The organism is Brevundimonas sp., from assembly GCF_041688735.1.
Classification (GTDB): domain Bacteria; phylum Pseudomonadota; class Alphaproteobacteria; order Caulobacterales; family Caulobacteraceae; genus Brevundimonas.
The window spans coordinates 15,285-38,206 of the sequence record NZ_JBDNHO010000007.1; the positions used below are offsets into that span (position 1 = coordinate 15,285).

Genomic DNA, 22,922 nt, shown 5'->3' on the forward strand with positions numbered 1-22,922 from the left:
CCCGCGCCTGCGCCTGCGCCACAGCCCGAACAGGGCGTGAAGACCCAGGCCTTCTCGACCGGCGGTGACGTCGCCGAGATGGAAAGAAGCGACCACCAAGCTGAATCCTATTCCGCCAAGCCCGCGTCAGAGGCCGCCGACCGGCTGGATGCGCTGGCGTCCCGGGCGAGGCCTGAAGCCAAGCCGGTGCAGCCGAAGAACGCTCCGGGCCCCAAGGCCACGCCCGGCTTCGAACAGCTGAAGAAGGCCCAGGCCGTCGCCGAGATCGTCCGCGAACAGTCGGACTATTACCACGCCACCAAGACGACGATCTTCAATGCCCTGATGAACACCATTGACCTGGCCCAGCTGGCCGGTCTGGACCCCAAGGCGGCGGCGGAAGAGATCCGCGACATCGTCGCCGAACTGGTGGCGATCAAGAACGTCTCCATGTCGGTGGCCGAGCAGGAGCATCTGGTCCAGGACATCGTCAACGACGTCCTCGGTTATGGCCCTCTTGAGCCGCTGCTGGCCCGCGACGACATCGCCGACATCATGGTCAACGGCGCGGGTCGGGTCTTCATCGAGGTAAACGGCAAGGTTCAGCTGACCAACGTCCATTTCCGCGACAACGCCCAGCTGATGAACATCTGTCAGCGGATCGTGAGCCAGGTCGGACGCCGCGTGGATGAAAGCAGCCCGATCTGCGACGCCCGCCTGCCCGACGGCAGCCGCGTCAACGTCATCGCCCCGCCGCTGGCTATCGACGGCCCGACGCTGACGATCCGGAAGTTCAAGAAAGACAAGCTGACGATGAAGAATCTGGTGGAGTATTCCTCCATCAGTCCCGAGGGCGCGCGCGTCCTGGGCGTCATCGGTGCCTCGCGATGCAATCTGGTCATCTCGGGCGGCACGGGTTCGGGCAAGACCACCCTGCTGAACACCCTGACGGCCTTCATCGACCCGACCGAACGTGTCATTACCTGCGAGGACGCGGCGGAACTGCAACTGCAACAGCCGCACGTGGTGCGCCTCGAGACCAGGCCTCCCAACCTCGAGGGCCAGGGCATGATCACCATGCGCGACCTGGTGAAGAACTGCCTGCGGATGCGCCCCGAGCGGATCATCGTCGGTGAGGTCCGTGGTCCCGAGGCCTTCGATCTGCTGCAGGCCATGAACACCGGCCACGACGGCTCGATGGGCACGCTGCATGCCAATAGCCCGCGCGAGGCCATCAGCCGGATGGAGTCGATGATCACCATGGGCGGCTACGGCCTGCCGTCCAAGACCATCCGCGAGATGATCGTTGGCTCGGTCGACGTCATCATCCAGGCCGCGCGCCTGCGCGACGGCTCGCGCCGCATCACTCACATCACCGAGGTTGTCGGCTTGGAAGGCGACGTGATCGTAACCCAGGACCTGTTCGTCTACGAGATCACTGGCGAGGACGAGAACGGCAAGATCGTCGGCCGTCACCGCTCGACCGGCATCGCCCGTCCCCGCTTCTGGGACCGCGCCCGCTACTACGGCCTGGAGCGCGAGCTGGCCGAGGCCCTGGACGCGGCGGAGTAGGGCGGATGCTTCCCATTCTCGCCGCCGTTCTGGCCTTCATCACCATCGGTGGACTGGGCTGGGCCGTCGTCGGCGGCGGCGACTCCAGCGATCAGGCCCTCAAGCGCGCGCGAAGCTTCGGGGGTCCCAAGCAAAACATCGCCGCCGCCAGGAAGGCCGCCGTCGCCAACACGCCCGAGGCGCGCCGCAAGCAGATCATGCAGCAGCTGCAGGAGTCCGAGCGGGCCGAGCGCAAGGCGCGGCTGAGCCTGACGGCCAAGCTGAAACAGGCCGGGCTGAAGACCAGCGTCAAGACCTTCTGGATCATCAGCGCCGTTCTGGGCGTGCTCGCCCTGCTGCTGCCGATGCTGTTCGGCCTGACCCCGCTGATCGGCGTGGGTGCCGCCATCGTCTTCGGCCTGGGCCTGCCGCGCTGGGTCGTGGGCTTCCTGGGCAAGCGGCGCATGAAGAAGTTTTCCAGCTATTTCGCCGATGCCGTCGACGTCATCGTGCGCGGCATCAAGTCGGGCCTGCCGGTGCACGACTGTTTCAAGATCATCGCCCGCGAGAGCCCCGCGCCGCTGGGCCCGGAGTTCCAGACCCTGGTCGAGGGGCTGGGCGTCGGCCTGACGCTGCAGCAGGCGCTGGACAAGATGTACGAGCGCATGCCGACGCCGGAGCTGAAATTTTTCTCCATCGTCATCGGCATCCAGCAGAAGACCGGCGGCAACCTGGCCGAGGCGCTCGCCAACCTTTCGACCGTGCTGCGCGCCCGCAAGATGATGGGCGAGAAGATCAAGGCCCTGTCGTCGGAAGCCACGGCGTCCGCCGGCATCATCGGCTCGCTGCCGCCCGCCGTGATGATTTTGGTCAGCCTGACGACCCCAGCCTACATGGCCAGTCTCTTCACCGATCCGCGAGGGCAGTTCATGCTGCTGGTCGCCGGCAGCATGATGGCGCTGGGCATCTTCGTGATGAAGAAGATGATTGCGTTCAAGTTCTAGGGGCTGGGGATCATGGGACAGTTCATCGCCTTCGTCACCAACCTCCAGAACCTGCTCAGCCTCGGGGTCGGCGTCCTGGTGTTCGCGACGTTGATCACCCTCGCCGGGTCGTTCAGCGGGGGTGCCAAGCTGGATACACGGTTAAAGGCCGTCGCCGTCCGCCGCGAGGAGCTGAAGCGCCGGTCGCGTCAGGCGATCGCCGAAAGCGGCTCGGGCTCGGCTGGTTTGCGGCACACCGACGACGGCTTCAAGAAGCGCGTCGTCAAGCGGCTGAACCTGTCCAAGATGCTGGAAGACCCAAAGATCGCCGACAAGATGGCCCAGGCGGGCTATCGCGGACCCAAGCCGCTGACGACCTTCTACTTTTTCCGCTTCTCCATGCCGTTCCTCTTCCTGGCGGTCGCGGCCTTCTACCTGTTCGTCTTCAACGATTTCGGCCTCCCGCCGATAACGCGGGTGACGGCGGTGATGTTCGCGGCTGTGATCGGTTTTTATGCGCCCAACATTTTCCTCGCCAACAGCATTTCAAAGCGACGGCTGTCGATCATGCAGGCGTTTCCGGACGCTCTGGACCTGCTGCTGATCTGCGTCGAGGCGGGCATGTCCATCGAGGCGGCTATCCAGAAGGTCAGCCTTGAGATCGGCGGTTCGTCCATCGACCTGGCCGAGGAGATGACCCTGTTGTCGGCCGAGCTCAGCTATCTGCTGGACCGGCGCATGGCCTATGAAGGCCTGGCCAAACGGACCAATCATCCGGGCGTCAGGTCGGTCGCCACGGCCATGACGCAGGCCGAGACCTACGGCACGCCACTGGGCTCCGCCCTGCGCACCATGGCCAAGGAAAACCGCGAGATGCGCATGTCGGCGGCCGAGAAGAAGGCCGCGGCCCTTCCGGCCAAACTGACCGTGCCGATGATCCTGTTCTTCCTGCCGGTGCTGTTCATCGTAATCCTTACGCCCGCGATCATCAGCATCCAGGACACGATGGCCGCAGGCGGCGGCTGACGCCTGTTCGTGGCGAGCGACTACGGAAATTCGGGCGCGTTTAGCGATCTCGATCCTTGCGCCGAGCGCCCGAAAAATCGATCAGGCTTCGGCGGCGGCCTTCCAGGCCTCGGCCACCCCGTCGACCGCATGGCGAAGCGTCTTGCGCTGTTTGTCGAAATACATCTCGCCGCGCAGTCCCGAGAAGATGAAGCCGTTGGCCGCGATGCAGCTGCCCGGCTCCAGCTGTTCGATCTCGAAATAGCGGACCACGTTGAACCACAGCCCGCGTTTTTCGGCCCAGACCAGTTGGGCATAGGGCTGCCAGTCGCCGACGCGCGCCACCACCCGGCGCTCGGGCAGGCCGTCGATGGTTTCGGTCAGGGCGATCTCGCCGCCGAAGGCGATGATGCCCTCGACGGTGGTTTCGATCGGGTTCCAGCGGTTCCAGCCGGGCAGGTCGGCGATGACCTCCCAGATCCTGTCCGTCGGGGCGCGAACGCCGATACGCTTTTCAATGCGGGCGATATCCATGGCGCCGATCTGGCACGGCTTTTCGGCGGAGGGAAGGCCAGGCCTTCAGCGATTGCCCTCGGGGCCGGGCTGCGAGGCGGGTGGCGTGTCCGGCGAGGGGGTCTCGTCGCGATCCGGCAGGTCGGGTGGACCCATGCGGAGCCGGGGGCTGAGGAAGCAGAGCGCCGTGGCGGCGACCAGCAGCAACGCATTGGCCACGAAAGGCGCGGGCTCCGACCATTCGTACAGGGCCACGCCGATGACCGGCGGGCCGAGGAAGCTGAGGCCGGCCAGCGACATCATCAGCCCCGCCACGGCCCCCTGTTCGCCAGCGCTCACCGCAAGCGATGACCCGGCCGTGAAGCCCGGGCGGGCAAAGCCCACGCCCATGGACAGCACCGCATAGCCGACCACCGCGCCGTAGTAGCCTGGCGAGGCGATGCTCATGACGTTGCCGACCAGCGCCAGCCCCGCTCCCCAGCGCATCAGGTCGGCGGGTTGCAGCTTGAGCAGTGGGATAAGTCCCCACTGCGCCATCAGGGTCGCTGCGGCGCCGGCCAGCATGGCGATGCCGATGAAGGGCGGGGCCTCGCGGGCCATCATGCCCGTCGCGCCCATTTCGTCGATGATGTGGAAGCCCAGTACGGAGATGTTCACGGCCTGGGCAGCGGTGATCAGTAGGCCGTAGAGCAGATAGTCCTTCACGCGCGGGTCCTTCCACAGCCCCTTTCCCGCCGCCCTGTGGCCGCCGGTCGAGGGCGTGCGGATCACGTCGCCGCTGGGCAGGCGCAGCCAGACCACGGCCAGCACCACCGCCCCGAACAGGGCGAAGGCGTACATTGGGCCGGCCAGACCGATCAGCGGCAGGACGAAGAATGGCGCCAGCGCGGGTCCGATCACCGTGCCCAGTCCCTGCGCGGACGCCAGCAGGGACATGGCCTGCGTCCTCTGCGCGGGCACCGTCCGGTCGGCGACATAGGCCTGTGAGGCGATGGGGGCGGCCGAGCCGAACACGCCGTAGACGGTGCGCGCCACGGCCATCAGGCCGAAGGCGACGCCGGCTCCGAGCCAGCCCTCCAGGCCCGATGTGGCGGCCATGCCAAAGCCGGTCATGGAGACGACGAAGCCCGACAGACCGATCAGGATCACCCGCTTGCGGCCGAGCGTGTCGGACAGGCGCGCCCAGTAGGGCGAGGCGATGGTCCAGAACAGCGCCGACACGGCGAACGCTCCGGCCACCAGAGTGTCGGACAGGCGGAACTCGCGGCCGATCGCCGGCAGGACGGACTGCAGCGCCATATTACCGGCCGCCGCGATCAGGCTGACCGAAAACAGGATCGCGAAGGCGGGCGAGCGAAGGTTCACGATCCCCTCCTAACCCCGGCGACGGCCCGCGTCACCCATGGGGCCAGACCGATCGCCTCGCTTTCCGCGAGATGGACTCAAGCGTCGTCGCCCACGACCTTCAGCGACGGCTTCAGCCGCCGGTCGTCGTCGAGGCCGAGGCGCGCCTTGACCTCGAACAGGTCCGCGCCCGCCGGGAAGATCAGCAGCGCCTTGGGCCGGGCGACGTTGACGGCCACCACGGCGTTCTTGGGACAGATGTCGAAACAATCGGTCTCCTTGACCGCAAGTTCGCCTTTCTTGCCCTTGCCGGCCTTCAGATATTTTCGCAGCGCCTTCTTCAGCGACTTGTCGCCGTCCGGTCCGAAGCCCCCGTCCAGCTTCTTCGAGCATTTTCGGCAGACCAGAACCACGTCGCGCCACTGGGTCTTCGCGGTCTTAATGGCCATGCCGTTCAGATCGCCGTTCGGCGCCCCTTGCGCAAGTGCCGCCGTTCCGCGCACGGTGGATGACGCAATCGAGGGGATTTCGATGACCGTCCGTGACCTGTTGATGGTTTCAGTCGCCGCGCTTTTGCTGTCCGCGGGTCTGGCGCAGGCTCAGTCCGTCCCCGTCGCGCGGGGCGCGGTCGAGCGGGCGGTCGAGGCGCAGATGCCGCGCGTGATCGCGTGGCGGCGTGATTTCCACGCCCACCCCGAACTGGGCTTTGCCGAAACCCGCACCGCCGCCATCGTGGCCGAGCATCTGCGCGCGCTGGGGCTGGAGGTTCGCACCCAGGTCGGCAAGACCGGCGTCGTGGGTATTCTCAGGGGCGGACGACCCGGCCGCACCGTGGCGTTGCGGGCCGATATGGACGCGCTGCCGGTGCTGGAGGCGACGGGCCTGCCCTTCGCCTCAACCGCGACCGGGACCTATATGGGCAATTCGGTGCCTGTGGCCCACGCGTGTGGGCATGACGCCCACGTCGCCATGCTGATGGGTGCCGCAGAGGTTCTGGCGGGCATGAGGGCGCAGATTTCCGGCACGGTAGTCTTCATCTTCCAGCCTGCCGAGGAAGGCGCGCCTCCAGGCGAGCCCAAGGGCGGGGCGGCCCTGATGATCGAGGAGGGGGCGCTGGCCGATCCCAAGCCGGACGCCATCTTCGGCCTGCACGTCGTACCGGGCTTGCCCGGCACGCTGTGGTACCGGCCGAAGGGCTTTATGGCGGCCGCCGACCGCGTCGACATCGTCCTGAACGGGCGTCAGACCCACGGCGCCTGGCCGTGGAAGGGCGTGGACGTCATCGCGGTAGCGGGACAGGTGATCCAGACGCTCAACACCCTGACGGCGCGGACCATCGATCCGACCACGACGCCGACGGTCTTCACCATCGCCACCCTGGACGCGGGCGTGCGCCACAACATCATTCCCGATCGGGCGACGATGTCCGGCACCCTGCGCACCTTCGACATCGCGCAGCGCGACGATCTGGTGAAGCGGGCCGAGGCGGCCATCGATCACGTGGCTGCGGCCTATGGCGCGACCGCCGACTTCTCGGTCCGCCAGAACGCGGCGCTGGTTTATAACGACGAGGTCCTGTCCGCCTGGCTGGCCCCGGTGCTGGAAGAGGCGGCGGGAGAGGGCAAGGTCAACGCGGCCGCGCCGCCCACGACCATTGCCGAGGATTTCAGCTATCTGTCGCAGGTCGTGCCGGGCGTCTTCTACCACCTGGGCGCCAGCGCGGAGGGCGTCGATCCGGCCACCTCGCCGCCGAACCATTCCCCGGCGTTCGACGTTAACGAGGCCGTGTTGCCGGTCGGGGTCAAGGCCCATGTCCTGACGGCGCTGAGATTCCTGGAGCGCCCTGCCGACTGAGGCGACCCCGGTCGTTTACTTCCGGGTAAGGGTTGGCGCGCATCATTCACTCTGTCGCAGGAGGTCGCCATGCGGGACTTGCCGGTTCAGATGCCGCCGATGCGGGAACTCCGCCGAGGCGTGCCCGTGCGCGACGTCTTCTTCTTCTGCGTCGCCTTCGCCGCCATGTTCGGCAGCGCCATGCTGGGCCTCGACCTGTTGCTCTAGGTCGCGCGCGCGAAGACCGTGGTGATGACGTGGCGATACACCTCGGTCAGGGCCTCGATCTCGGCCACCGGTGCCCGCTCGTCGATCTGATGCATGGTCTGGCCGACCAGACCCAGTTCCAGCACCGGACACATCGCGCGGATGAAGCGCGCGTCCGAGGTGCCACCGGTGGTCGACGCGGCCGGACGGCGTCCCGTCGCGGCTTCGACCGCGTCCTGCACGGCCGTCACGAAGGGCCCGGTCTCGGTCAGGAAGGCGTCGCCCGAGCACAGATGCTCGAGCTCAATCCGTAGGCCGGAGGCGGCTTGGGCCTCGCCCGCCATGCTGTTCAGCCATGCGATCAGGTCGTCGCCGGTATGGCTGGGATTAAAGCGGATGTTCAGCCGCGCCTTCGCCTCGGCCGGGATGAGGTTGGTCGCCGCATTGCCGATGTCGATGGTGGTGATCTCAAGGTTCGACGGCTGAAACGCCTCATAGCCGTCGTCCAGACGGTGGTCCGCCAGCCTCGCCAGCAGTTTCGCCATCACCGGGGCCGGATTGGCCGCGCGGTCAGGATAGGCGACGTGGCCCTGTTTGCCGTGGACCGTGATCCAGCTGTTCAGCGAGCCGCGTCGGCCAATCTTGATCATGTCGCCCAAGGCTTGTTGTGACGACGGCTCGCCGACCACGCAGGCGTCGATGACCTCGCCCTCGGCCATCAGGGCCTCGACTACCCGCTTGGTGCCGTGAAGGGCCGGGCCTTCCTCGTCGCCGGTGATCAGGAAGGACAGGGAGCCGGGAACCTCGCCGCCATCCTCGCTATATTGGGCCAGCACGCGCGAAACGGCCGCCACCCACGCCGCGATGCCGCCCTTCATGTCCACCGCGCCGCGACCGTACAGGACGCCGTCCTTGACCTCGGCCTCGAACGGCCCCGATGACCAGGCGGCGGCCGAGCCGGTCGGCACCACATCGGTGTGCCCCGCGAAGCAGAGGTTGGGCGAGGTGGCCCCGCGTCGGGCGTACAGGTTCTCGATATTCTCGAACGGCATCCGGCGACAGTGGAAGCCCAACGCCGTCAAGGCGCGTTCCAGCACGTCCATCGCCCCCTCGTCGGCGGGCGTGACCGAGGGACGACGGATCAGGTCGCGAGTCAGTTCGACAGGATCGATAACCGGATGTGATGCGTCGCTCATGGACCTGTGCTTTACGGGCTAAGCGCGACGGCGAGAAGGGCCGACGTCCATGCCGAAGATCGACATCGCCACGGCCTCCGCCGACCACGGCACAAGCTATCCGGACGAACACGCCGGGCCGTGCCTGGACCGGTGCCGCCGGCGGCTTGGCGATGCGGCGGGCCTGAGCCAGTTCGGGGTCAACATGCGACGGCTTCCGTCTGGCGCGTGGTCCAGCCACCGCCACTGGCACGCCAACTAAGACGAGTTCGTCTGGGTCCTGTCCAGCGAGGTCGTGCTGGTCGAGAACGACGGCGAAACCGTGCTGCGCGCGGGGGACTGCGCGGGCTTCAAGGCCGGCGTGGCCAATGGTCACAAGCTGGACAACCGGTCCGATGGCGAGGCGGTTCTGCTGGAGGTCGGGACGCGCTCGCCGACGACGGACGCCTGTGACTACCCCGATATCGACATGGTCTTGCCGCAGGGCGCGGACCGCTATTTCCACCGAGACGGAACGCCGTACGCCAAGCATGACCGACGCGCCTGAAGCACCCGAGCCGATCATCCCGGCGGTGGCAGAGGCGGCGGCGCACGCGACCGATCCGTGGCGATTCCGCGATTTCCGTCTGCTATGGCTGGGCCGAATCGCGGCGGTGCTGGCGATCCAGATCCAGTCCTCGGCCCTGCTGTGGCAGGTCTATGAGATCGCGCGGCGAGACCACCCGATAGCCTAGGCCAGCCTGTATCTGGGTCTGGTTGGCCTGGCCCAGTTCATCCCCCTTCTGGCCTTGACCCTGCCGGCGGGTGAGATGGCGGACCGTCGCGACCGCAAGCTGACCGTGGCGCTGTCCATCGCGGTGGAGGGGCTGTGCGCCATCGCTTTCCTCGCCATGGCACTGCACGGCTCGCCGCCGCTTTGGGGACTGCTGGCCGTGGCCTGCCTGTTCGGGGCCTGCCGGGCCTTTCTGGCACCCGCAAGCCAGGCCTTTCTGCCGATGGTTGTCGGCCGCGCCGCCCTGCCGCGCGCCATCGCGGCCCAGTCCATCGCCTTCCAGACCGGCGCGATCGCGGGGCCGGCGCTGGGCGGGGTAAGCGTCGGCCTGCTGCGCGCGTCCTTCGGGGCGGGGGCCTTCGCCATGGCGTTGTATCTGGCGCGCTTTCCCATCATGCGACACGGCGGCAAACGGATGTTCGCCTCGGTGGCGGTGTTCGGCTGCTGCACCCTGGCCTTCGGTCTGTCCAAGGTCGTCTGGATCAGCGTCAACATCCGTCAGACCCTGATTCAACTGTCGACGCCGGATCACATGCGTGGACGGGTCAGTCCAGTGTCGATGCTGTTCATCGGCGCCTCCAACGAACTCGGCAAGGCCTATTCGGGCCTCGTCTTGCGCTGTCTCGGCCCGATCGGCACGGCGGCGTTCGGCGGCCTCGGCGGCCTCGGCGGCCTCGGCGGCCTGGCGGCGACGGGAGTCTGGGCCAGGCTGTTTCCGGACCTGCGCAAGGCCGACCAGTTGAGCTGAACCGGGTGCGAAAATGGCGGCCGACGAGCGAGCCGCCATTCTGATGTCCACGCCCACGCTCAAGCCGCGCGGCGCTGCGCGCCGAGCGATAGCGCCCTAAGTCACTGACAGGCCAGGCACTCGTCGTAGTCGGTGCGGGCGGCGCTGAAAAGGTCGGGCTGGTTGGGATCGATTTCGGCCTCGACCTTGTCCTCGGCGCCGGCGAAGGCAGCGCGCTGAACCGACTTGGAGCGGAGATAGTACAGCGACTTCACGCCGCGCTCCCAAGCGGACCAGTGCAGCATGTGCAGGTCCCATTTGTTGACGTCGCCCGGAATGAACAGGTTGATCGACTGGGCTTGGCAGATTTCCGGGGCGCGGTCGGCTGACAGTTCGACGACCCAGCGCTGGTCCAGTTCGAAAGCCGTCTTGTAGATGCCCTTCTCGTCGTCGCTGAGTTGTTCCAGGTGCTGGACCGAGCCCTCGTGCTCGAGGATCGACGACCAGATCTCGGTCGTGTCGATGCCCTTTTCGCCCAGCAACCGCTCAAGATAGGGGTTCTTGACCGCGAACGAGCCCGACAGGGTCTTGTGGGTATAGATGTTGGCCGGGATGGGCTCGATGCCCGCCGAGGTGCCGCCGCAGATGATCGAGATCGAGGCGGTCGGGGCGATGGCCAGCTTGTGGCTGAAGCGTTCCATCACGCCGCGCTCCTCGGCGTCGAGGCAGGCACCCTTCTCTTCGGCCAGCAGGCGGCTGGCCTTGTCGGCCTCGCGGCGCAGGTGCTTGAACAGCCGCATGTTCCACGACTTGGCCATGGCCGATTCAAAGGCCACGCCCTGCGCCTGCAGGAAGGAGTGAAAACCCATCAGGCCGAGGCCCACAGACCGCTCGCGCTTGGCCGAGTAGACCGCCGCGGCCATGGCGGGAGGCGCCCGGCGGATGAAGTCTTCCAGGACGTTGTCGAGGAAACGCATCACGTCCTCGATGAACTGGGGCTCCTCGCGCCATTCCAGGAAGGTCTCGGCGTTGACCGAGCTCAGGCAGCAGACCGCGGTGCGATCGACGCCCAGGTGGTCACGGCCGGTGTGCAGGGTGATCTCGCTGCACAGGTTCGACTGTTTCACTGACAGGCCCAGGTCGCGCTGATGCTGTGGCATCTGGCGGTTCACGGTGTCGGAGAAGATCAGATAGGGCTCGCCGGTCTGCAGGCGGATCTCGAGGATCTTCTGCCACAGAGTACGGGCGTCAACAGTCTTGATGACTTCCTGATCCTTGGGGGACAGCAGGTCGAAGGTCGTGCCCTCACGCACCGCCTCCATGAAGGCATCCGAGATGTTGATGCCGTGGTGCAGGTTCAGAGACTTGCGGTTAAAGTCGCCCGACGGCTTGCGGATTTCGAGGAACTCCTCGATCTCGGGATGGTGGACGTCCAGATAGACGGCGGCGGAGCCGCGCCGCAGCGAACCCTGGCTGATCGCCAGCGTCAGCGAGTCCATCACGCGGATGAAGGGGATGATGCCGCTGGTTTGCCCCGCGCCCTTGACCTTCTCGCCGATCGACCGGACTCCGCCCCAGTAGGTGCCGATGCCGCCGCCGTTTGAGGCCAGGGAGACGTTCTCGTTCCAGACCGACTGGATGCCGTCCAGGCTGTCGCCGACGGCGTTCAGGAAGCAGGAGATGGGCAGGCCGCGGTCGGCGCCGCCGTTCGACAGCACCGGCGTCGCCGGCATGAACCAAAGCTTCGACATATAGTCATAGACGCGCTGGGCATGGTCGGAATCGTCGGCGTAGGCCGTGGCGACGCGGGCGAACATGTCCTGATAGCTCTCGCCGGGCAGCAGGTAACGGTCCTCCAGCGTCTTCTTGCCGAAGTCAGTCAACAGGTCGTCGCGGGTCCGGTCGAGCTCGATCGAGGGCACGACCTTCAGATGGGGACGATCAGCGGCGTCCCCAGCCGCAACCGTCTGGAATTCCACTGTCTTCAATGCTTCGCCGCCGGCCATAATCGTCACTGCCCTGAACCAATCGGTGTTATCTTGCCGCGTCGCCAACCACATCATCTTGTGGGCGCGACGCTCCCCACGCCCACATATGGGGCGCAGATGGCTAACGACCCGTCAACGGGGTTGACGATCACTTTCTGTCCGAATCAGGATCAAGGCAGGGGATGAGCCTGTGGACAGGCCGCGACGACGGGATAACAGCGTCCATTCCTGACGATCACGAACGCGTGAGCGGAACGTCCGGACGAGCGTGACCGTTAGCAGCCGATGACGACATCCCAGACCCTCGCCTTCGCCCGCCGGGCGCTGCGCGTCGCCCGCGCCGAGATCGCGGCGGTGACCGCCCTGTTCGTGGTCGCCTTCGGAGTGGTCGCTTTCGCCGAATTGGCGGACGACATGAAGGAAACCGACGGTCAGGCTCTGGACCACGCCGTTCTGGCCGCCATGCGACCGAACGTCGATCCCTCCGATGCCCTTGGACCCTGGTGGCTGGAAGAGGCAGCCGCCGACCTGACCTCTCTGGGCGGCATTGCGGTGCTGGGCCTGTTCGCCACAGTCGTGGTCGTCTTTCTGATCATGCAACGCAAGCGGTTGTCCGCCCTGCTCCTGCTGGTCGGGCTGAGCGGCGGCGTGGCACTGAGCGAGGGGCTTAAGGCCGTCTTCGATCGCGACCGCCCTGCCCAGGCCTATCAGGCCGTGGACACGATCAACGCCAGCTTCCCCTCGGGCCACGCCCTGCTGTCGGCCGTCTTCTACCTCAGCATCGCCGTCATGCTTACCCGGGCCTTCCCGGAGCGGCATTTCAAGGCCTTCATTCTCGGCGTCGGGGTCCTGCTGACCCTGGTCGTCGGCGCGACCCGCGTCTATCTGGGCGCGCACTGGGCCACGGACGTTCTGGCGGGCTGGAGCGTCGGCGCGGCCTGGGCCATGGCGCTGTGGCTGGTCGCCTACAGCCTGCAGCGCCTTCAGGCGTCGCGGGCCGGCCAGACGCCAGTCCTGCCCGTCGACGAGGCCTGATCTCAGGCGGTCGAACCGAAATCCAGGTCCTTGCGCGCAGAGATGATGGTGACGATAAAGCCCGCCAGCACATCCAGCATGACCATGGTCATGATCAGGAAGAAGGTCGAGGTGGCGAACTCTTTAATCAGCAGGAACGCCACCAGACAGACCACCAGCAGGCTCATCGACAGGGCGTGGTTGACGATCGCCACCTTCTGGCTGGACGTGGATTTCAGCAGTTCGAAGAACAGCAGGATCAGCGACAGGAACAGGATCAGGTCGCCGACCCCCACGTCCCATCTCGCGCCGGACGCCATCGGCAGCGAAAACAGCGAGTCGCGCAGCGCCGCCGCTCCGGCAGCTGTTTCGGCACCGCCGAGCAAGCCGACCAACACGACAAAGGTATAGATCACCACCGGAATCAGCAGCAGCGGCAGGGCGATCAGCATGGGTTGGTCCCCTGGCGAGCGCGCACGAACAGCGGCGCTTGATGCGTCCTGCATAACCCGGTTCGACCTTTACGGCTACGGTGGCTCGCCCCCCGGGCGAGCGAGTCAGAGCTCAGAGATCGCGCCGGGCCGGCGCGAGCGGGACTTCAGCCACATCACGCCCAGCAGGTCCGACACCGAGGCCATCAGCCGCCCCCAGTTGGTGTATTTCGATCGCCCGGTCTCGCGATGGCGGTGGTCCACATCGAGATAGAGATTCTGATAGCCCTCGCGGATCATCAGCGCCGGCAGGTAGCGGTGGACATGATCGAAATAGGGCAGGCGCATGAATGCCTCGCGGCGGAAGGCCTTGAGCCCGCAGCCCGTGTCGTCGGCGTCGTCTTCCAGCAGCGTCTTGCGGATGCGATTGGCCCATAGCGAGGCTTGGCGCTTGGCCGCCGAATCCTGACGCTTGGCGCGCCGTCCCCCGACCAGGGCGACGGTCGAGGGCGAGGCGGCCAGTAGATCGACCAGTCGCGGCGCGTCCGCCGGCGGGTTCTGGCCGTCGCCGTCCAGGGTCACCACGATGGGCGCGCGGGCGGCGAGCACGCCGGTGCGGACCGCGCGGCTCTGGCCCGCGTTCGAGCCGTGGTTGAGCACCCGCAGTTGCGGCAGTTCCGTCATCAATCCGCGCAACTCGGCCAAGGTGCCGTCGCGCGAGGCATCATCGACGAAGACCATTTCGAAAGACCGTCCGGCAAAGGCGGCGGCGATCTCGCGGGCCAGCGGACCGGCGGCACCCTCCTCGTCATGGACGGGAACGACGACGGAAATGTCGGGAACGGCAGCGATCATCCCGGCTGTCTAGCCGGTTTCGCCGCCGCGCGGGAGGGGCCGCGGCGTCGATCCGGGCAGAGCCTGACGCGGGCGGAAACGCCGTGTTAGGTATGTGAACATGACCCGTTTCGACTTCGACCGTTGCATCGCCGGCTGGCGGGGACCCGTCCTCGCCGCCCTCGTCGCCCTGCTCGCAGGCCTGCCGGTGCTGGCGCTGCTGCCGCCGCTGGACCGCGACGAGAGCCGCTATGCCCAGGCCACGTCACAGATGCTGGAGAGCGGCGACTATGTCGACATCCGCTTCCAGGACGATCCGCGCTGGAAGAAGCCGATCGGCATCTACTGGATGCAGGCGGTCGCGGTCGCGGCGACCTCGGACGTCGAGGACCGGGACATCCAACCCTACCGCATCCCCTCTATCCTGGGGGCCATGCTGGCGGCCGCGGCCTGCGCCTGGGTCGGCGCGGCCATGTTCGGCCAGAGGGCGGGCTTCCTCGCGGGGGCCATGCTGGGCGCGACCTTCATGCTGTCCAGCGAGGCGGGCATCGCCAAGACGGACGCCATGCTTTGCGGGGCGGTGACCCTGGCCATGGCCGGACTGGCGCGGATCTATCTCGCGGCGCGGGCGGGCGAGCTTCCACTCAGGCCACACAAGCTGATGTTCTGGCTGGGATTGGGCCTGTCGATCCTGATCAAGGGGCCGATCGGCCTGATCGTCGTCGTTCCCGCCATGCTGCTGCTGTCGGCTTGGGATCGCGACGTCAGCTGGTTGCGCCGGCTGGGTTGGGGCTGGGGCCTGCCGCTGGTGGCTCTGATGGTCGGGCCGTGGGCCATCGCCATCACCATCGCCACCGACGGAGGCTTCTGGCGCGAGGCCATCGCCGGCGACCTGGCGCCCAAGATCGCGGGCGGTCATGAAGGCCACGGCGCGCCGCCGGGGACCTATCTGGCCCTGGTCTTCATGCTGTTCTTCCCGGCCACGCTCATCCTGCCCGCCGCCGTCTCGACGGGCTGGCATCGGCGGGCCGAACCGGCGATCCGCTTCCTGGTCTGCTGGCTGGTCCCGGCCTGGCTGATCTTCGAGCTGACGCCGACCAAGCTGATCCACTACACCCTGCCTACCTTCGGGGCGCTGGCCCTGCTGGGGGCGGCGGCCCTGACCCGCCCGCTGGGACGGGTCTCGCGCTATGGCGGGGCGGCCCTGGCGATTCTGGCAGGGTTCGTCATGGCCGCCATCGTCGTCTACGGCTTGACCGAATACGGCCGCTCGACGGCCCAGACCTGGGCTACGATCACCATCGTCTTTTCCATCCTCGCGGGCCTGATCGGGGCCTTCCTGCTGATGCATCGGGCAGGGGTGACGGCGCTGATCGCCTCGATCGCTCTGGGGGTTGTAGCCCACGGCGCCCTGGCCGGGACCCTGCGCCAGCTGCGTCCGCTGGCAGTCTCGCCCCAACTTCAACAGGTACTGGAAAAGGCCGACCTGCATCCGCGTCAAGGCCGCCCCGGCCCGGTCGCCATCACCGGCTTCCACGAACCCAGCTTCGTCTTCCTGACCGGCAAGGACACCGAACTGACCGATCCCGAAGGCGCGGCCCGGGCGCTGGCCGAGGGTCGTCCCGCCATCGTCGAGGAACGCGACGCCGATGCCTTCCAGACCGCCAGCGCGGAGCTGGGCGTCACCGGCCGGTCGGTCGGCGTGGTCAACGGGCACAATTATTCGCAGGGCGACGACGTCAGCCTGACAATCTATGCGCCGCCCGGATCTACGGCGGTCGCGCTGGCACCGACGCGATGAGCCGGCCCATCACCATCGTCGAGGTCGGTCCCCGCGACGGCCTGCAGAACGAGAAGGCCATTCTCGACCCCGCCGTCCGCGTCGAACTGGTGCGGCGGCTGGAGGCGTCGGGCGCGCGCCGTATCGAGGCCGTCAGCTTCGTCCATCCGAAATACGTGCCACAGATGGCCGGGGCGGAGGAGGTCATGGCCGCCTTGCCACATCAGGCGGGGCGCAGCCGCATCGGCCTGGTCCTGAACGGCAAGGGCTATGACCGGGCGCTGGGCACGGCGGTGGACGAGGTCAATGTCGCCATGTCCGCCACCGACGGCTTCGGCCTGAAGAACCAGGGCCTGTCGGTGGACCAGCAGGTCCAGATGCTGGCCGACATCGTCGCGGGCCGCAGGAACGCGGAAGGCGCTCCCGGCGCGACGCCGTCGCTGTCGGCGACCCTGTCCTGCGTCTGGGGATGCCCCTTCGACGGCGAGGTGTCGGTCGATCAGGTGTCTGAACTCGTCGCCCGCATCGCCGCGCTCGGCGTCGAGGAGATCGCCCTGGCCGACACCATCGGCACCGGCGATCCCTGGGCCGTGACCCGCAAGGTCGAGGCCGCCCGTCGGGGGGCGCCCGAGGCGAGTCTTCGTCTGCATTTCCACGACACCCGCAACACCGGCCTAGCCAATGCCTATGCCGGGATTGAGGCCGGCGTCGACGTTCTGGACGCCTCCGTCGGCGGCATCGGCGGTTGTCCCTTCGCGCCCGGGGCCACCGGCAATATCGCCACCGAGGACCTGGTCTATATGCTTGAGCGCGCCGGCTTCTCGACCGGCTACGACCTCGACGCCCTGATCGCCACCGCCCGCTGGATCGGCGAGAAGATCGGCCGTCCGGCACCGAGCGCGCTCAGCCGGGCGGGGGGATGGCCGAAAACCTGAGCGCCGCTGTTCAGCAAGTCGCGGGTGCCGGACCGGTCCCGCCCGCCTGCACCGACGACGAGGGTGGCGCAGGATCAGCGCCGCCCCGACTGGACCACCAGCAGTTCGAGCCGCTTCAGCGAGAGCAAAAGCCGGTTGGCGTGCATCACCGGCCACAGGGCCAGCTTGATCATCAGCGACATGATCAACAGCACGGCGGCGGGCAGGCCCCAGTGCAGGGCTGACAAGGCGTCAGCCGCGCCGAAAAATTTCCACCCGGCCCAGACACCGGCCACGAACAGCACGGCCTGAAGCACCATCAGCACGGCGCTGACCCAGCCGCTTCGGCCGCCGAAAAGCGAAAGCACCTGCTGGACATGGCCGGGATCCTCGTCGATCCGGCGCAGCAGGTCGCGCTCCTCGGCGGCGAGGGCGTCGTTCAGGGTCTGGTCGATGTCACGCATCGTCTTCTCCTTCGAGCACGGCGCGCAGGGTGCGGCGTGCATGCATGAGGCGGGTCTTGATCGTGCCCGCCGGGGCATCGAGGGCGACCGCCACCTCGGCGATGGTGAGGTCCTCGAAGTGAAACAGGGCGATGGCGGCGCGCTGGGCGCTCGGCAGTTCGCGGATGGCGGCGTGCAGGCGTCGGACGTCAGCGGTCCCGTCGGACGTCTCCGGCACCGGTTCGGGCTGGGCCGCGAGGTCGCGGGACAGCGCCCGGTCCTGCTGCCGATCCGCGATCAGGCGGGCGCAACGGCGCGAGACGATGCGATAGGCCCAGGCGGGAAAGGCGCGTTCGTCGCGAAGGCCCCCGATGCCTCGGGCGATCTCCACCCAGCCGGCCTGGGCGGCGTCGCGCGCGGCCTCTCGGTCGCCGGTCAGCCGCCAGGCGTGGGCCTCCAGTTTGCGGTGCCAGCGGCGCGCCAGATCCTCGAACGCGCGCCGATCCCCCGCCGCCGCGGCGACGACGAGGTATTCGTCCAGAACGCGGCCGGTCGTCACCCTCATGCTGTCGCCCGTCTCCGTCATCGGATTATAGGTGCGACGCCGCGGCGCAACGGTTCAATTCGGATTGCGGAATTCGGCAACCCGACCGACGGGAGGGCTCAGAGGTTGAGCAACGCAGGGTCGCCGCCCTGGGCGGAGATGTTGTTGCTGATGGCCTTTTCGGACGCATAGCGGATCAGGCTCCAGGGGCCGCCGGCCTTGGGGCCGGTGCCGGACAGGCCCTCGCCGCCGAACGGCTGGACACCCACGACCGCGCCGATGATCGAGCGGTTGATGTAGACGTTCCCGGCCGGGACAAGTTGCATGACTTGCTCGGCGAAGGCCTCGATGCGGCTGTGCACGCCGAGAGTCAGGCCATAGCCGCGCGCCGCCAGCTTCTCCGCCGTCTGCTTCAGGTCCTTGGGGTGGTAACGGTAGACGTGCAGGATCGGGCCGAAAACCTCGCGCTCCAGATAGTCTGGGGTCGGGATCTCGGCGATAGTCGGGGCGAACAGATGCCCCTTGTCGGCACCATCCGGCAAAACCGCGCGGGCAATGATCCTGGCATCGCCTTCGAGGCGCTCCAGGTGGGCGTCGAGCGCCCCTTTGGCGTCGGCGTCGATGACCGGGCCGATGTCGGTGGCGGGGTCGGACGGATCGCCGACGACCTGGGCCGCCAACGCGCCCTTCAGCCCCTCGATCAGGGCGTCGGCGGCGTCATGCGGCACATAGAGCAGGCGCAGGGCCGAGCAGCGCTGGCCCGACGAGCCAAAGGCCGACAGGATGACGTCGTCGATGACCTGTTCCTTCAGCGCCGTGGTGTCCACGAACATGCCGTTCAACCCGCCGGTCTCGGCGATGAAGGGGATGATGGCGCCCGGGCGGGCGGCCAGTGCCCTGTTGATCGACGACGCCGTGTCGGTGCCGCCGGTGAAGGCGACGCCGTCGATTCCGGGATGGCTTACCAAAGTCGCGCCGACCGTCTCGCCAGGTCCGGGGATGAGGGCCAGCAGGTTCGGGTCCAGCCCGGCCTTGTGATAAAGCCGCACCGCCTCGGCCGCGATCAGCGGGGTCTGTTCGGCCGGCTTGGCCAGGACGGCATTGCCGGCGGCCAGGGCCGCGGCGATCTGGCCGGTGAAGATGGCCAGCGGGAAATTCCACGGGCTGATGCAGGCGAAGACGCCGCGCCCGTGCAGGACCAACTGGTTGATCTCGCCGACTGGACCCTTGAGTTCAGTCGGGCCGCCGAAGTCGCGCTCGGCCAGCATGGCGTAGTAGCGGCAAAAATCTGCGGCTTCGCGGATTTCGGCCACGCCATCGTTCAGCGTCTTGCCGGCTTCGCGCGACAGCAGGGCGACCAGCCGGTCCATGTCGGCTTCCAGCGCGTCGGCCATGGCGCGCAGCACCGGCGCGCGACCCGCGCCGCCCTTGCGGTCCCAGGCGATCTGGGCGCGGGCGGCGGCGTCGACGGCGACGGCGATGTCGGCCTCGGTCGTTTCCGAGACGTGGCCCAGCACGTGGGTCGTATCGAAGGGATTGGTCACCGCCTGAGGCTTGGTCCCGGCCTTCAGCTTGCCGCCGATGATCGGGCCCGAGCTCAGCTTTTCGCTGTCGACCTTTGTGAGCGCTGCGGCGTGACGTTCGCGGTCGGCTTTTTGCGAATAGTCGCGGCCCAGCGAGTTCTGGCGGTCCATATACATGTCCTTGGGGGTCGGGATCTTGGCGTGGCGGTCGGGCGCAAGCTCGACGGCGGAGATCGGGTCGGCGGCGACGGCGGAAGCGGGCACCCGCTCGTCCAGCAGAGCGTGGACGAAGGAGGAGTTGGCGCCGTTTTCCAGCAGGCGGCGGACCAGATAGGGCAGCAGGTCCTCATGCCCGCCGACGGGGGCATAGGCCCGCACGGTCACTGGTCCGAAGGCATCCCCGGCCGCATCGTACAGCGCCTCGCCCATGCCGTGCAGGCGCTGGAACTCGATCTTCACCCCGCGCTCCCCGTTGGCTTGGGCGGCCATCTTGTGGACGGCGGCCAGTGAATGGGCGTTGTGGGTCGCGAACTGGCTGTAGATATGCGGCGAGGCCTCGATCATCAGTCGGGCGCAGACGAGGTAGTTGAGGTCGGTCGCGGCCTTGGTTGTGAAGACCGGATAGTCGGTGCGGCCAAACACCTGGGCGCGCTTCACCTCGGTGTCCCAATAGGCACCCTTGACCAGCCGCACCATCAGGCGGCGGCCCGAAGCCTTCGCCAGCTTGGCCACGCGGCGGATCACCTCGGGGCCGCGCTTCTGATAGGCCTGAACGGCGAGGCCGAGGCCGGTCCAGCCGCCCAGATCGGGCTCATGCGCCAGCCGGTCCAGCAGCTTCAGCGACAAGGCCAGCCGGTCGGCTTCCTCAGCGTCCATGGTGAAGTTGATGTCGGCGGCGGCCGCGATCTTCGCCAGTCGCAGGATGCGGGGATAGAGTTCATCCCAGACGCGAGCCTCGTGCGTGGCTTCGTAACGCGGCGACAGGGCCGACAGCTTGACCGAGATCCCGTGGCCGGCCTCGGGACCCTGACCTTTGGCGGTCTTGCCCACGGCGGTGATGGCGTCGGCGTAGATCGTCTCATAGCGTTCGGCGTCGGCGGCGGTGCGGGCACCCTCGCCCAGCATGTCAAAACTGCACAGCCAGCCCTCGCGCGCCGACCGTTTCAGCGCGCCCTCGATGGTGCGTCCGACCACGAACTGCTCGCCCATGATGCGGACGGCGGCGGCGACGGCCTCGCGGATGACGGGCTCGCCCAGACGGCCCACGATCCGCTTGAGGAAGCCAGGCAGGTCAGTGCGCGCCTCCTCATCGACATCGACCAGCTTGCCGGTCAGCATCAGCCCCCAGGTCGAGGCGTTGACGAACAGGCTGTCTGACTGGCCGAGGTGCGACGACCAGTCGGCGGAGCCAATCTTCTCGGCGATCAGCCGGTCGCGGGTCTCTTCGTCCGGCGTGCGCAGCAGGGCCTCGGCCAGGCACATCAGGGCCAGCCCCTCACGGGTGCCGAGCGAGAATTCCTGCAGGAAGCTCTCGACCACGCCCTGCTTCTTGACGCTGGCCCGGGCACGCTCAACCAGGCGGGTGGCGTCGGCCAGGACGCCGGCGCGTTCGGTCGCGTCTAACGGGATACGCGCCAGAAGGCCGCGCACCGTGGCGGTTTCGTCGGCGAACTTGCCTTGATCCAGCGAATCCCAGTCCTGGGAAAGCGGCGGCGGCGACAAAACATCCGTGTGCATGGCGCGCTGTCTACTCCCTTCCCCATTGATGGGGAAAGGGCCGGGGTTCGGGGTGACGGTGCGTCCGATTGGCCGCGTCGGCGCGGGTCAGGCGCGGTCGCGCAACACCAGAGATGGCCCCCAACACCTTCAGCCCCATCCCAACCCTTCCCCCATCACGGGGGAAGGGCTATTCGTGCGGCCCGATCAACGGCGGAGCCACCCGGCCCATATGCGCATCGTTCTGGCCACCGACGCCTGGGAGCCCCAGGTCAACGGCGTCGTCCGCACCCTGACGCGGACCATCGCCGAGTGCCGCGGCATGGGCCACGACGTCGACGTCATCGAGCCCGGCCAGTTCAAGACTATTCCCTGCCCGACCTATCCGGAAATCCGGCTGGCGCTGGGCGCGGAAGAAGAAATCCGCGAACGGCTGCGCGCCTTCGAGCCGGACGCCGTCCACATCGCCACCGAAGGTCCCATCGGCATCGCCACGCGCCGCATCTGCGTGGAGTGGAAACTGCCGTTCACGACCAGCTATCACACCAAATTCCCTGAATACGTCTCGGCCAGGTTCCCGATCCCGGTCCAGGTCGGCTACGCTTATATGAAGTGGTTCCACAAGCCGTCGGGCCGGCTGATGGTGGCGACGCCGACGCTGCGCGACGAGCTGATGGCGCATGGCTTCCGCAACGTCTCGCCCTGGTCGCGTGGCGTGGACACCGAACAGTTTCACCCCGACCTGCCGCGCATCTATGACGAGCTGGGCGGCAAGGACTGGCCCCGGCCCTTCTTCCTCAACGTCGGCCGGGTGGCGGTCGAGAAGAACATCGAAGCCTTCCTCAAGACCGACCTGCCGGGGACCAAGATCATCGTCGGTGACGGACCCGCTCGCGCGGAGCTCGAGGCCAGATACCCTGACGCCAAATTCCTCGGCGCGCGGTTCGGCGAGGAGCTGGCGCGGTGCTTCCGCGACGCCGACGTCTTCGTCTTCCCCAGCTGGACCGACACCTTCGGCCTGGTGATCCTGGAGGCCATGGGCACCGGCACGCCGGTCGCCGCCTATCCGGCCCACGGACCCATCGACATCATCCCGGGTTCGAACGCCGGGGCCATCGACGACGACCTGCGCGTGGCCTGTCTGGAGGCGCTGGAATGCGACCGGGCGTTGGTGCGGGCCTATGCCGAGAAATTCAGCTGGCGCGCGTCGGCGGAGCAGTTCGTCGAGAACCTGCAGCCCTATCCCGAGCCGGAACGCGGGCGGTTCTGGCGCAGGCTGAGGCGGATCGCGCGGCTGCGGAAGAAGACGGCGGCTTGAGATCAGCGTCCGTCTCCCTTTGAGGGAGACGGCAGACGCGTTGAGGCCCCGCCTGCGCAAACAGGACGGTCGGGAAGGGAGCGGGGCGGCCGGGCCTCGCCCGGTGTGAGAGTAGAAATACCGTTTCGACGAGACAGACCGCCCCGCGTAGCCGTTTTCCACGCGCCCTCCGGCTGGCGGCCCTGAGTTCGGGCCTTACCGGATCACCGCCGCCGACATTGCTGTCGTCGACGCGGGAGGGACATGACAGAGTCGGCGGTCCCTCCTTCAGCGCGCGGCGAGCAGGCGGTCGGCATCCATCACCGACCACAAGGACCCCCGGAGTCTC

General features: G+C 67.5%; 21 protein-coding genes and 1 pseudogene. 12 read left to right on the plus strand and 10 right to left on the minus strand.

All coding sequences use genetic code 11. The features are described from left to right. Positions 1-78 precede the first annotated feature (78 nt). From ACESMO_RS01255 to ACESMO_RS01265, 3 genes are read left to right on the plus strand one after another with little or no spacing between them, the layout of a single operon-like run. A complete protein-coding gene (locus tag ACESMO_RS01255; RefSeq protein ID WP_372706383.1) occupies positions 79-1,551 on the plus strand; it encodes a CpaF family protein in 1,473 nt (490 codons plus the stop codon). Between the two features lie 5 nt (positions 1,552-1,556). After that, a complete protein-coding gene (locus tag ACESMO_RS01260) occupies positions 1,557-2,534 on the plus strand; it encodes a type II secretion system F family protein (RefSeq protein WP_372706363.1) in 978 nt (325 codons plus the stop codon). Between the two features lie 12 nt (positions 2,535-2,546). After that, positions 2,547-3,539, plus strand: a complete 993-nt coding sequence (locus ACESMO_RS01265; protein WP_372706364.1) for a type II secretion system F family protein — start codon at positions 2,547-2,549, stop codon at positions 3,537-3,539. Between the two features lie 81 nt (positions 3,540-3,620). Here ACESMO_RS01265 and ACESMO_RS01270 read toward each other — a convergent pair whose 3' ends face one another. The 3 genes from ACESMO_RS01270 to ACESMO_RS01280 all read right to left on the minus strand — a co-directional run bounded on the left by ACESMO_RS01270 (position 3,621) and on the right by ACESMO_RS01280 (position 5,824). Further along, complete coding sequence (locus ACESMO_RS01270) at positions 3,621-4,052, minus strand: SRPBCC domain-containing protein (RefSeq protein WP_372706365.1); 432 nt, start codon at positions 4,050-4,052, stop codon at positions 3,621-3,623. A gap of 45 nt (positions 4,053-4,097) precedes the next feature. Then, positions 4,098-5,396, minus strand: coding sequence for an MFS transporter (locus tag ACESMO_RS01275; protein ID WP_372706366.1), 1,299 nt, complete (start codon positions 5,394-5,396; stop codon positions 4,098-4,100). A 77-nt stretch (positions 5,397-5,473) separates the two neighbouring features. Next, positions 5,474-5,824, minus strand: a complete 351-nt coding sequence (locus ACESMO_RS01280) for a hypothetical protein (protein ID WP_372706367.1) — start codon at positions 5,822-5,824, stop codon at positions 5,474-5,476. 82 nt (positions 5,825-5,906) lie between these two features. Between ACESMO_RS01280 and ACESMO_RS01285 the strand changes: the two genes are divergently transcribed. Both ACESMO_RS01285 and ACESMO_RS01290 read left to right on the plus strand, forming a co-directional pair. Further along, on the plus strand, positions 5,907-7,229 hold the full coding sequence (locus ACESMO_RS01285; RefSeq protein WP_372706368.1) for an amidohydrolase: 1,323 nt from the start codon (positions 5,907-5,909) through the stop codon (positions 7,227-7,229). A 69-nt stretch (positions 7,230-7,298) separates the two neighbouring features. Next, on the plus strand, positions 7,299-7,436 hold the full coding sequence (locus ACESMO_RS01290; RefSeq protein ID WP_372706369.1) for a hypothetical protein: 138 nt from the start codon (positions 7,299-7,301) through the stop codon (positions 7,434-7,436). On the opposite strand, the gene dapE is transcribed toward ACESMO_RS01290, so the two are convergent. After that, positions 7,433-8,611, minus strand: a complete 1,179-nt coding sequence (gene dapE / locus ACESMO_RS01295) for a succinyl-diaminopimelate desuccinylase (protein ID WP_372706370.1) — start codon at positions 8,609-8,611, stop codon at positions 7,433-7,435. The genes ACESMO_RS01290 and dapE overlap by 4 nt on opposite strands. Positions 8,612-8,660: 49 nt before the next feature. On the opposite strand from dapE, the pseudogene ACESMO_RS01300 reads away from it, so the two are divergent. From ACESMO_RS01300 to ACESMO_RS01310, 3 genes and pseudogenes are all read left to right on the plus strand, one after another. Continuing rightward, a pseudogene (locus tag ACESMO_RS01300) lies at positions 8,661-9,137 on the plus strand (cupin domain-containing protein). Continuing rightward, on the plus strand, positions 9,121-9,324 hold the full coding sequence (locus ACESMO_RS01305; RefSeq protein WP_372706371.1) for a hypothetical protein: 204 nt from the start codon (positions 9,121-9,123) through the stop codon (positions 9,322-9,324). Before ACESMO_RS01300 ends, ACESMO_RS01305 begins: the two are co-directional and overlap by 17 nt. An 18-nt stretch (positions 9,325-9,342) precedes the next feature. Continuing rightward, complete coding sequence (locus tag ACESMO_RS01310) at positions 9,343-10,110, plus strand: MFS transporter (RefSeq protein ID WP_372706384.1); 768 nt, start codon at positions 9,343-9,345, stop codon at positions 10,108-10,110. A gap of 101 nt (positions 10,111-10,211) precedes the next feature. Here ACESMO_RS01310 and ACESMO_RS01315 read toward each other — a convergent pair whose 3' ends face one another. Next, the gene (locus ACESMO_RS01315; RefSeq protein ID WP_372706385.1) at positions 10,212-12,149 is read right to left on the minus strand and encodes a ribonucleoside-diphosphate reductase subunit alpha; all 1,938 of its coding nucleotides are present in this window, start codon (positions 12,147-12,149) and stop codon (positions 10,212-10,214) included. A gap of 213 nt (positions 12,150-12,362) precedes the next feature. Here ACESMO_RS01315 and ACESMO_RS01320 point away from each other — a divergent pair, with 213 nt between their 5' ends. Beyond that, positions 12,363-13,112, plus strand: a complete 750-nt coding sequence (locus ACESMO_RS01320) for a phosphatase PAP2 family protein (RefSeq protein ID WP_372706372.1) — start codon at positions 12,363-12,365, stop codon at positions 13,110-13,112. 2 nt (positions 13,113-13,114) lie between these two features. On the opposite strand, the gene ACESMO_RS01325 is transcribed toward ACESMO_RS01320, so the two are convergent. Further along, entirely contained in the window at positions 13,115-13,543 is a 429-nt protein-coding gene (locus ACESMO_RS01325) for a hypothetical protein (protein WP_372706373.1), read from the minus strand. Between the two features lie 105 nt (positions 13,544-13,648). After that, a complete protein-coding gene (locus ACESMO_RS01330) occupies positions 13,649-14,377 on the minus strand; it encodes a glycosyltransferase family 2 protein (RefSeq protein WP_372706374.1) in 729 nt (242 codons plus the stop codon). Positions 14,378-14,477: 100 nt separating this feature from the next. Here ACESMO_RS01330 and ACESMO_RS01335 point away from each other — a divergent pair, with 100 nt between their 5' ends. Then, on the plus strand, positions 14,478-16,157 hold the full coding sequence (locus ACESMO_RS01335; RefSeq protein WP_372706375.1) for an ArnT family glycosyltransferase: 1,680 nt from the start codon (positions 14,478-14,480) through the stop codon (positions 16,155-16,157). After that, positions 16,154-17,071 (plus strand): hydroxymethylglutaryl-CoA lyase, encoded by a 918-nt coding sequence (locus ACESMO_RS01340; protein ID WP_372706376.1) that lies wholly within the window; start codon positions 16,154-16,156, stop codon positions 17,069-17,071. Before ACESMO_RS01335 ends, ACESMO_RS01340 begins: the two co-directional genes overlap by 4 nt. A 74-nt stretch (positions 17,072-17,145) precedes the next feature. Here the strand turns inward: ACESMO_RS01340 and ACESMO_RS01345 are convergent, their stop codons facing one another. The 3 genes from ACESMO_RS01345 to putA all read right to left on the minus strand — a co-directional run bounded on the left by ACESMO_RS01345 (position 17,146) and on the right by putA (position 21,297). After that, a complete protein-coding gene (locus tag ACESMO_RS01345) occupies positions 17,146-17,514 on the minus strand; it encodes a DUF6768 family protein (protein ID WP_372706377.1) in 369 nt (122 codons plus the stop codon). Continuing rightward, entirely contained in the window at positions 17,507-18,058 is a 552-nt protein-coding gene (locus ACESMO_RS01350; RefSeq protein ID WP_372706378.1) for an RNA polymerase sigma factor, read from the minus strand. Before ACESMO_RS01350 ends, ACESMO_RS01345 begins: the two co-directional genes overlap by 8 nt. 98 nt (positions 18,059-18,156) lie before the next feature. After that, positions 18,157-21,297, minus strand: a complete 3,141-nt coding sequence (gene putA, locus ACESMO_RS01355; protein WP_372706379.1) for a bifunctional proline dehydrogenase/L-glutamate gamma-semialdehyde dehydrogenase PutA — start codon at positions 21,295-21,297, stop codon at positions 18,157-18,159. Positions 21,298-21,508: 211 nt separating this feature from the next. On the opposite strand from putA, the gene ACESMO_RS01360 reads away from it, so the two are divergent. Further along, the gene (locus ACESMO_RS01360; protein ID WP_372706380.1) at positions 21,509-22,594 is read left to right on the plus strand and encodes a glycosyltransferase family 4 protein; all 1,086 of its coding nucleotides are present in this window, start codon (positions 21,509-21,511) and stop codon (positions 22,592-22,594) included. The last annotated feature ends 328 nt before the right edge of the window (positions 22,595-22,922 follow it).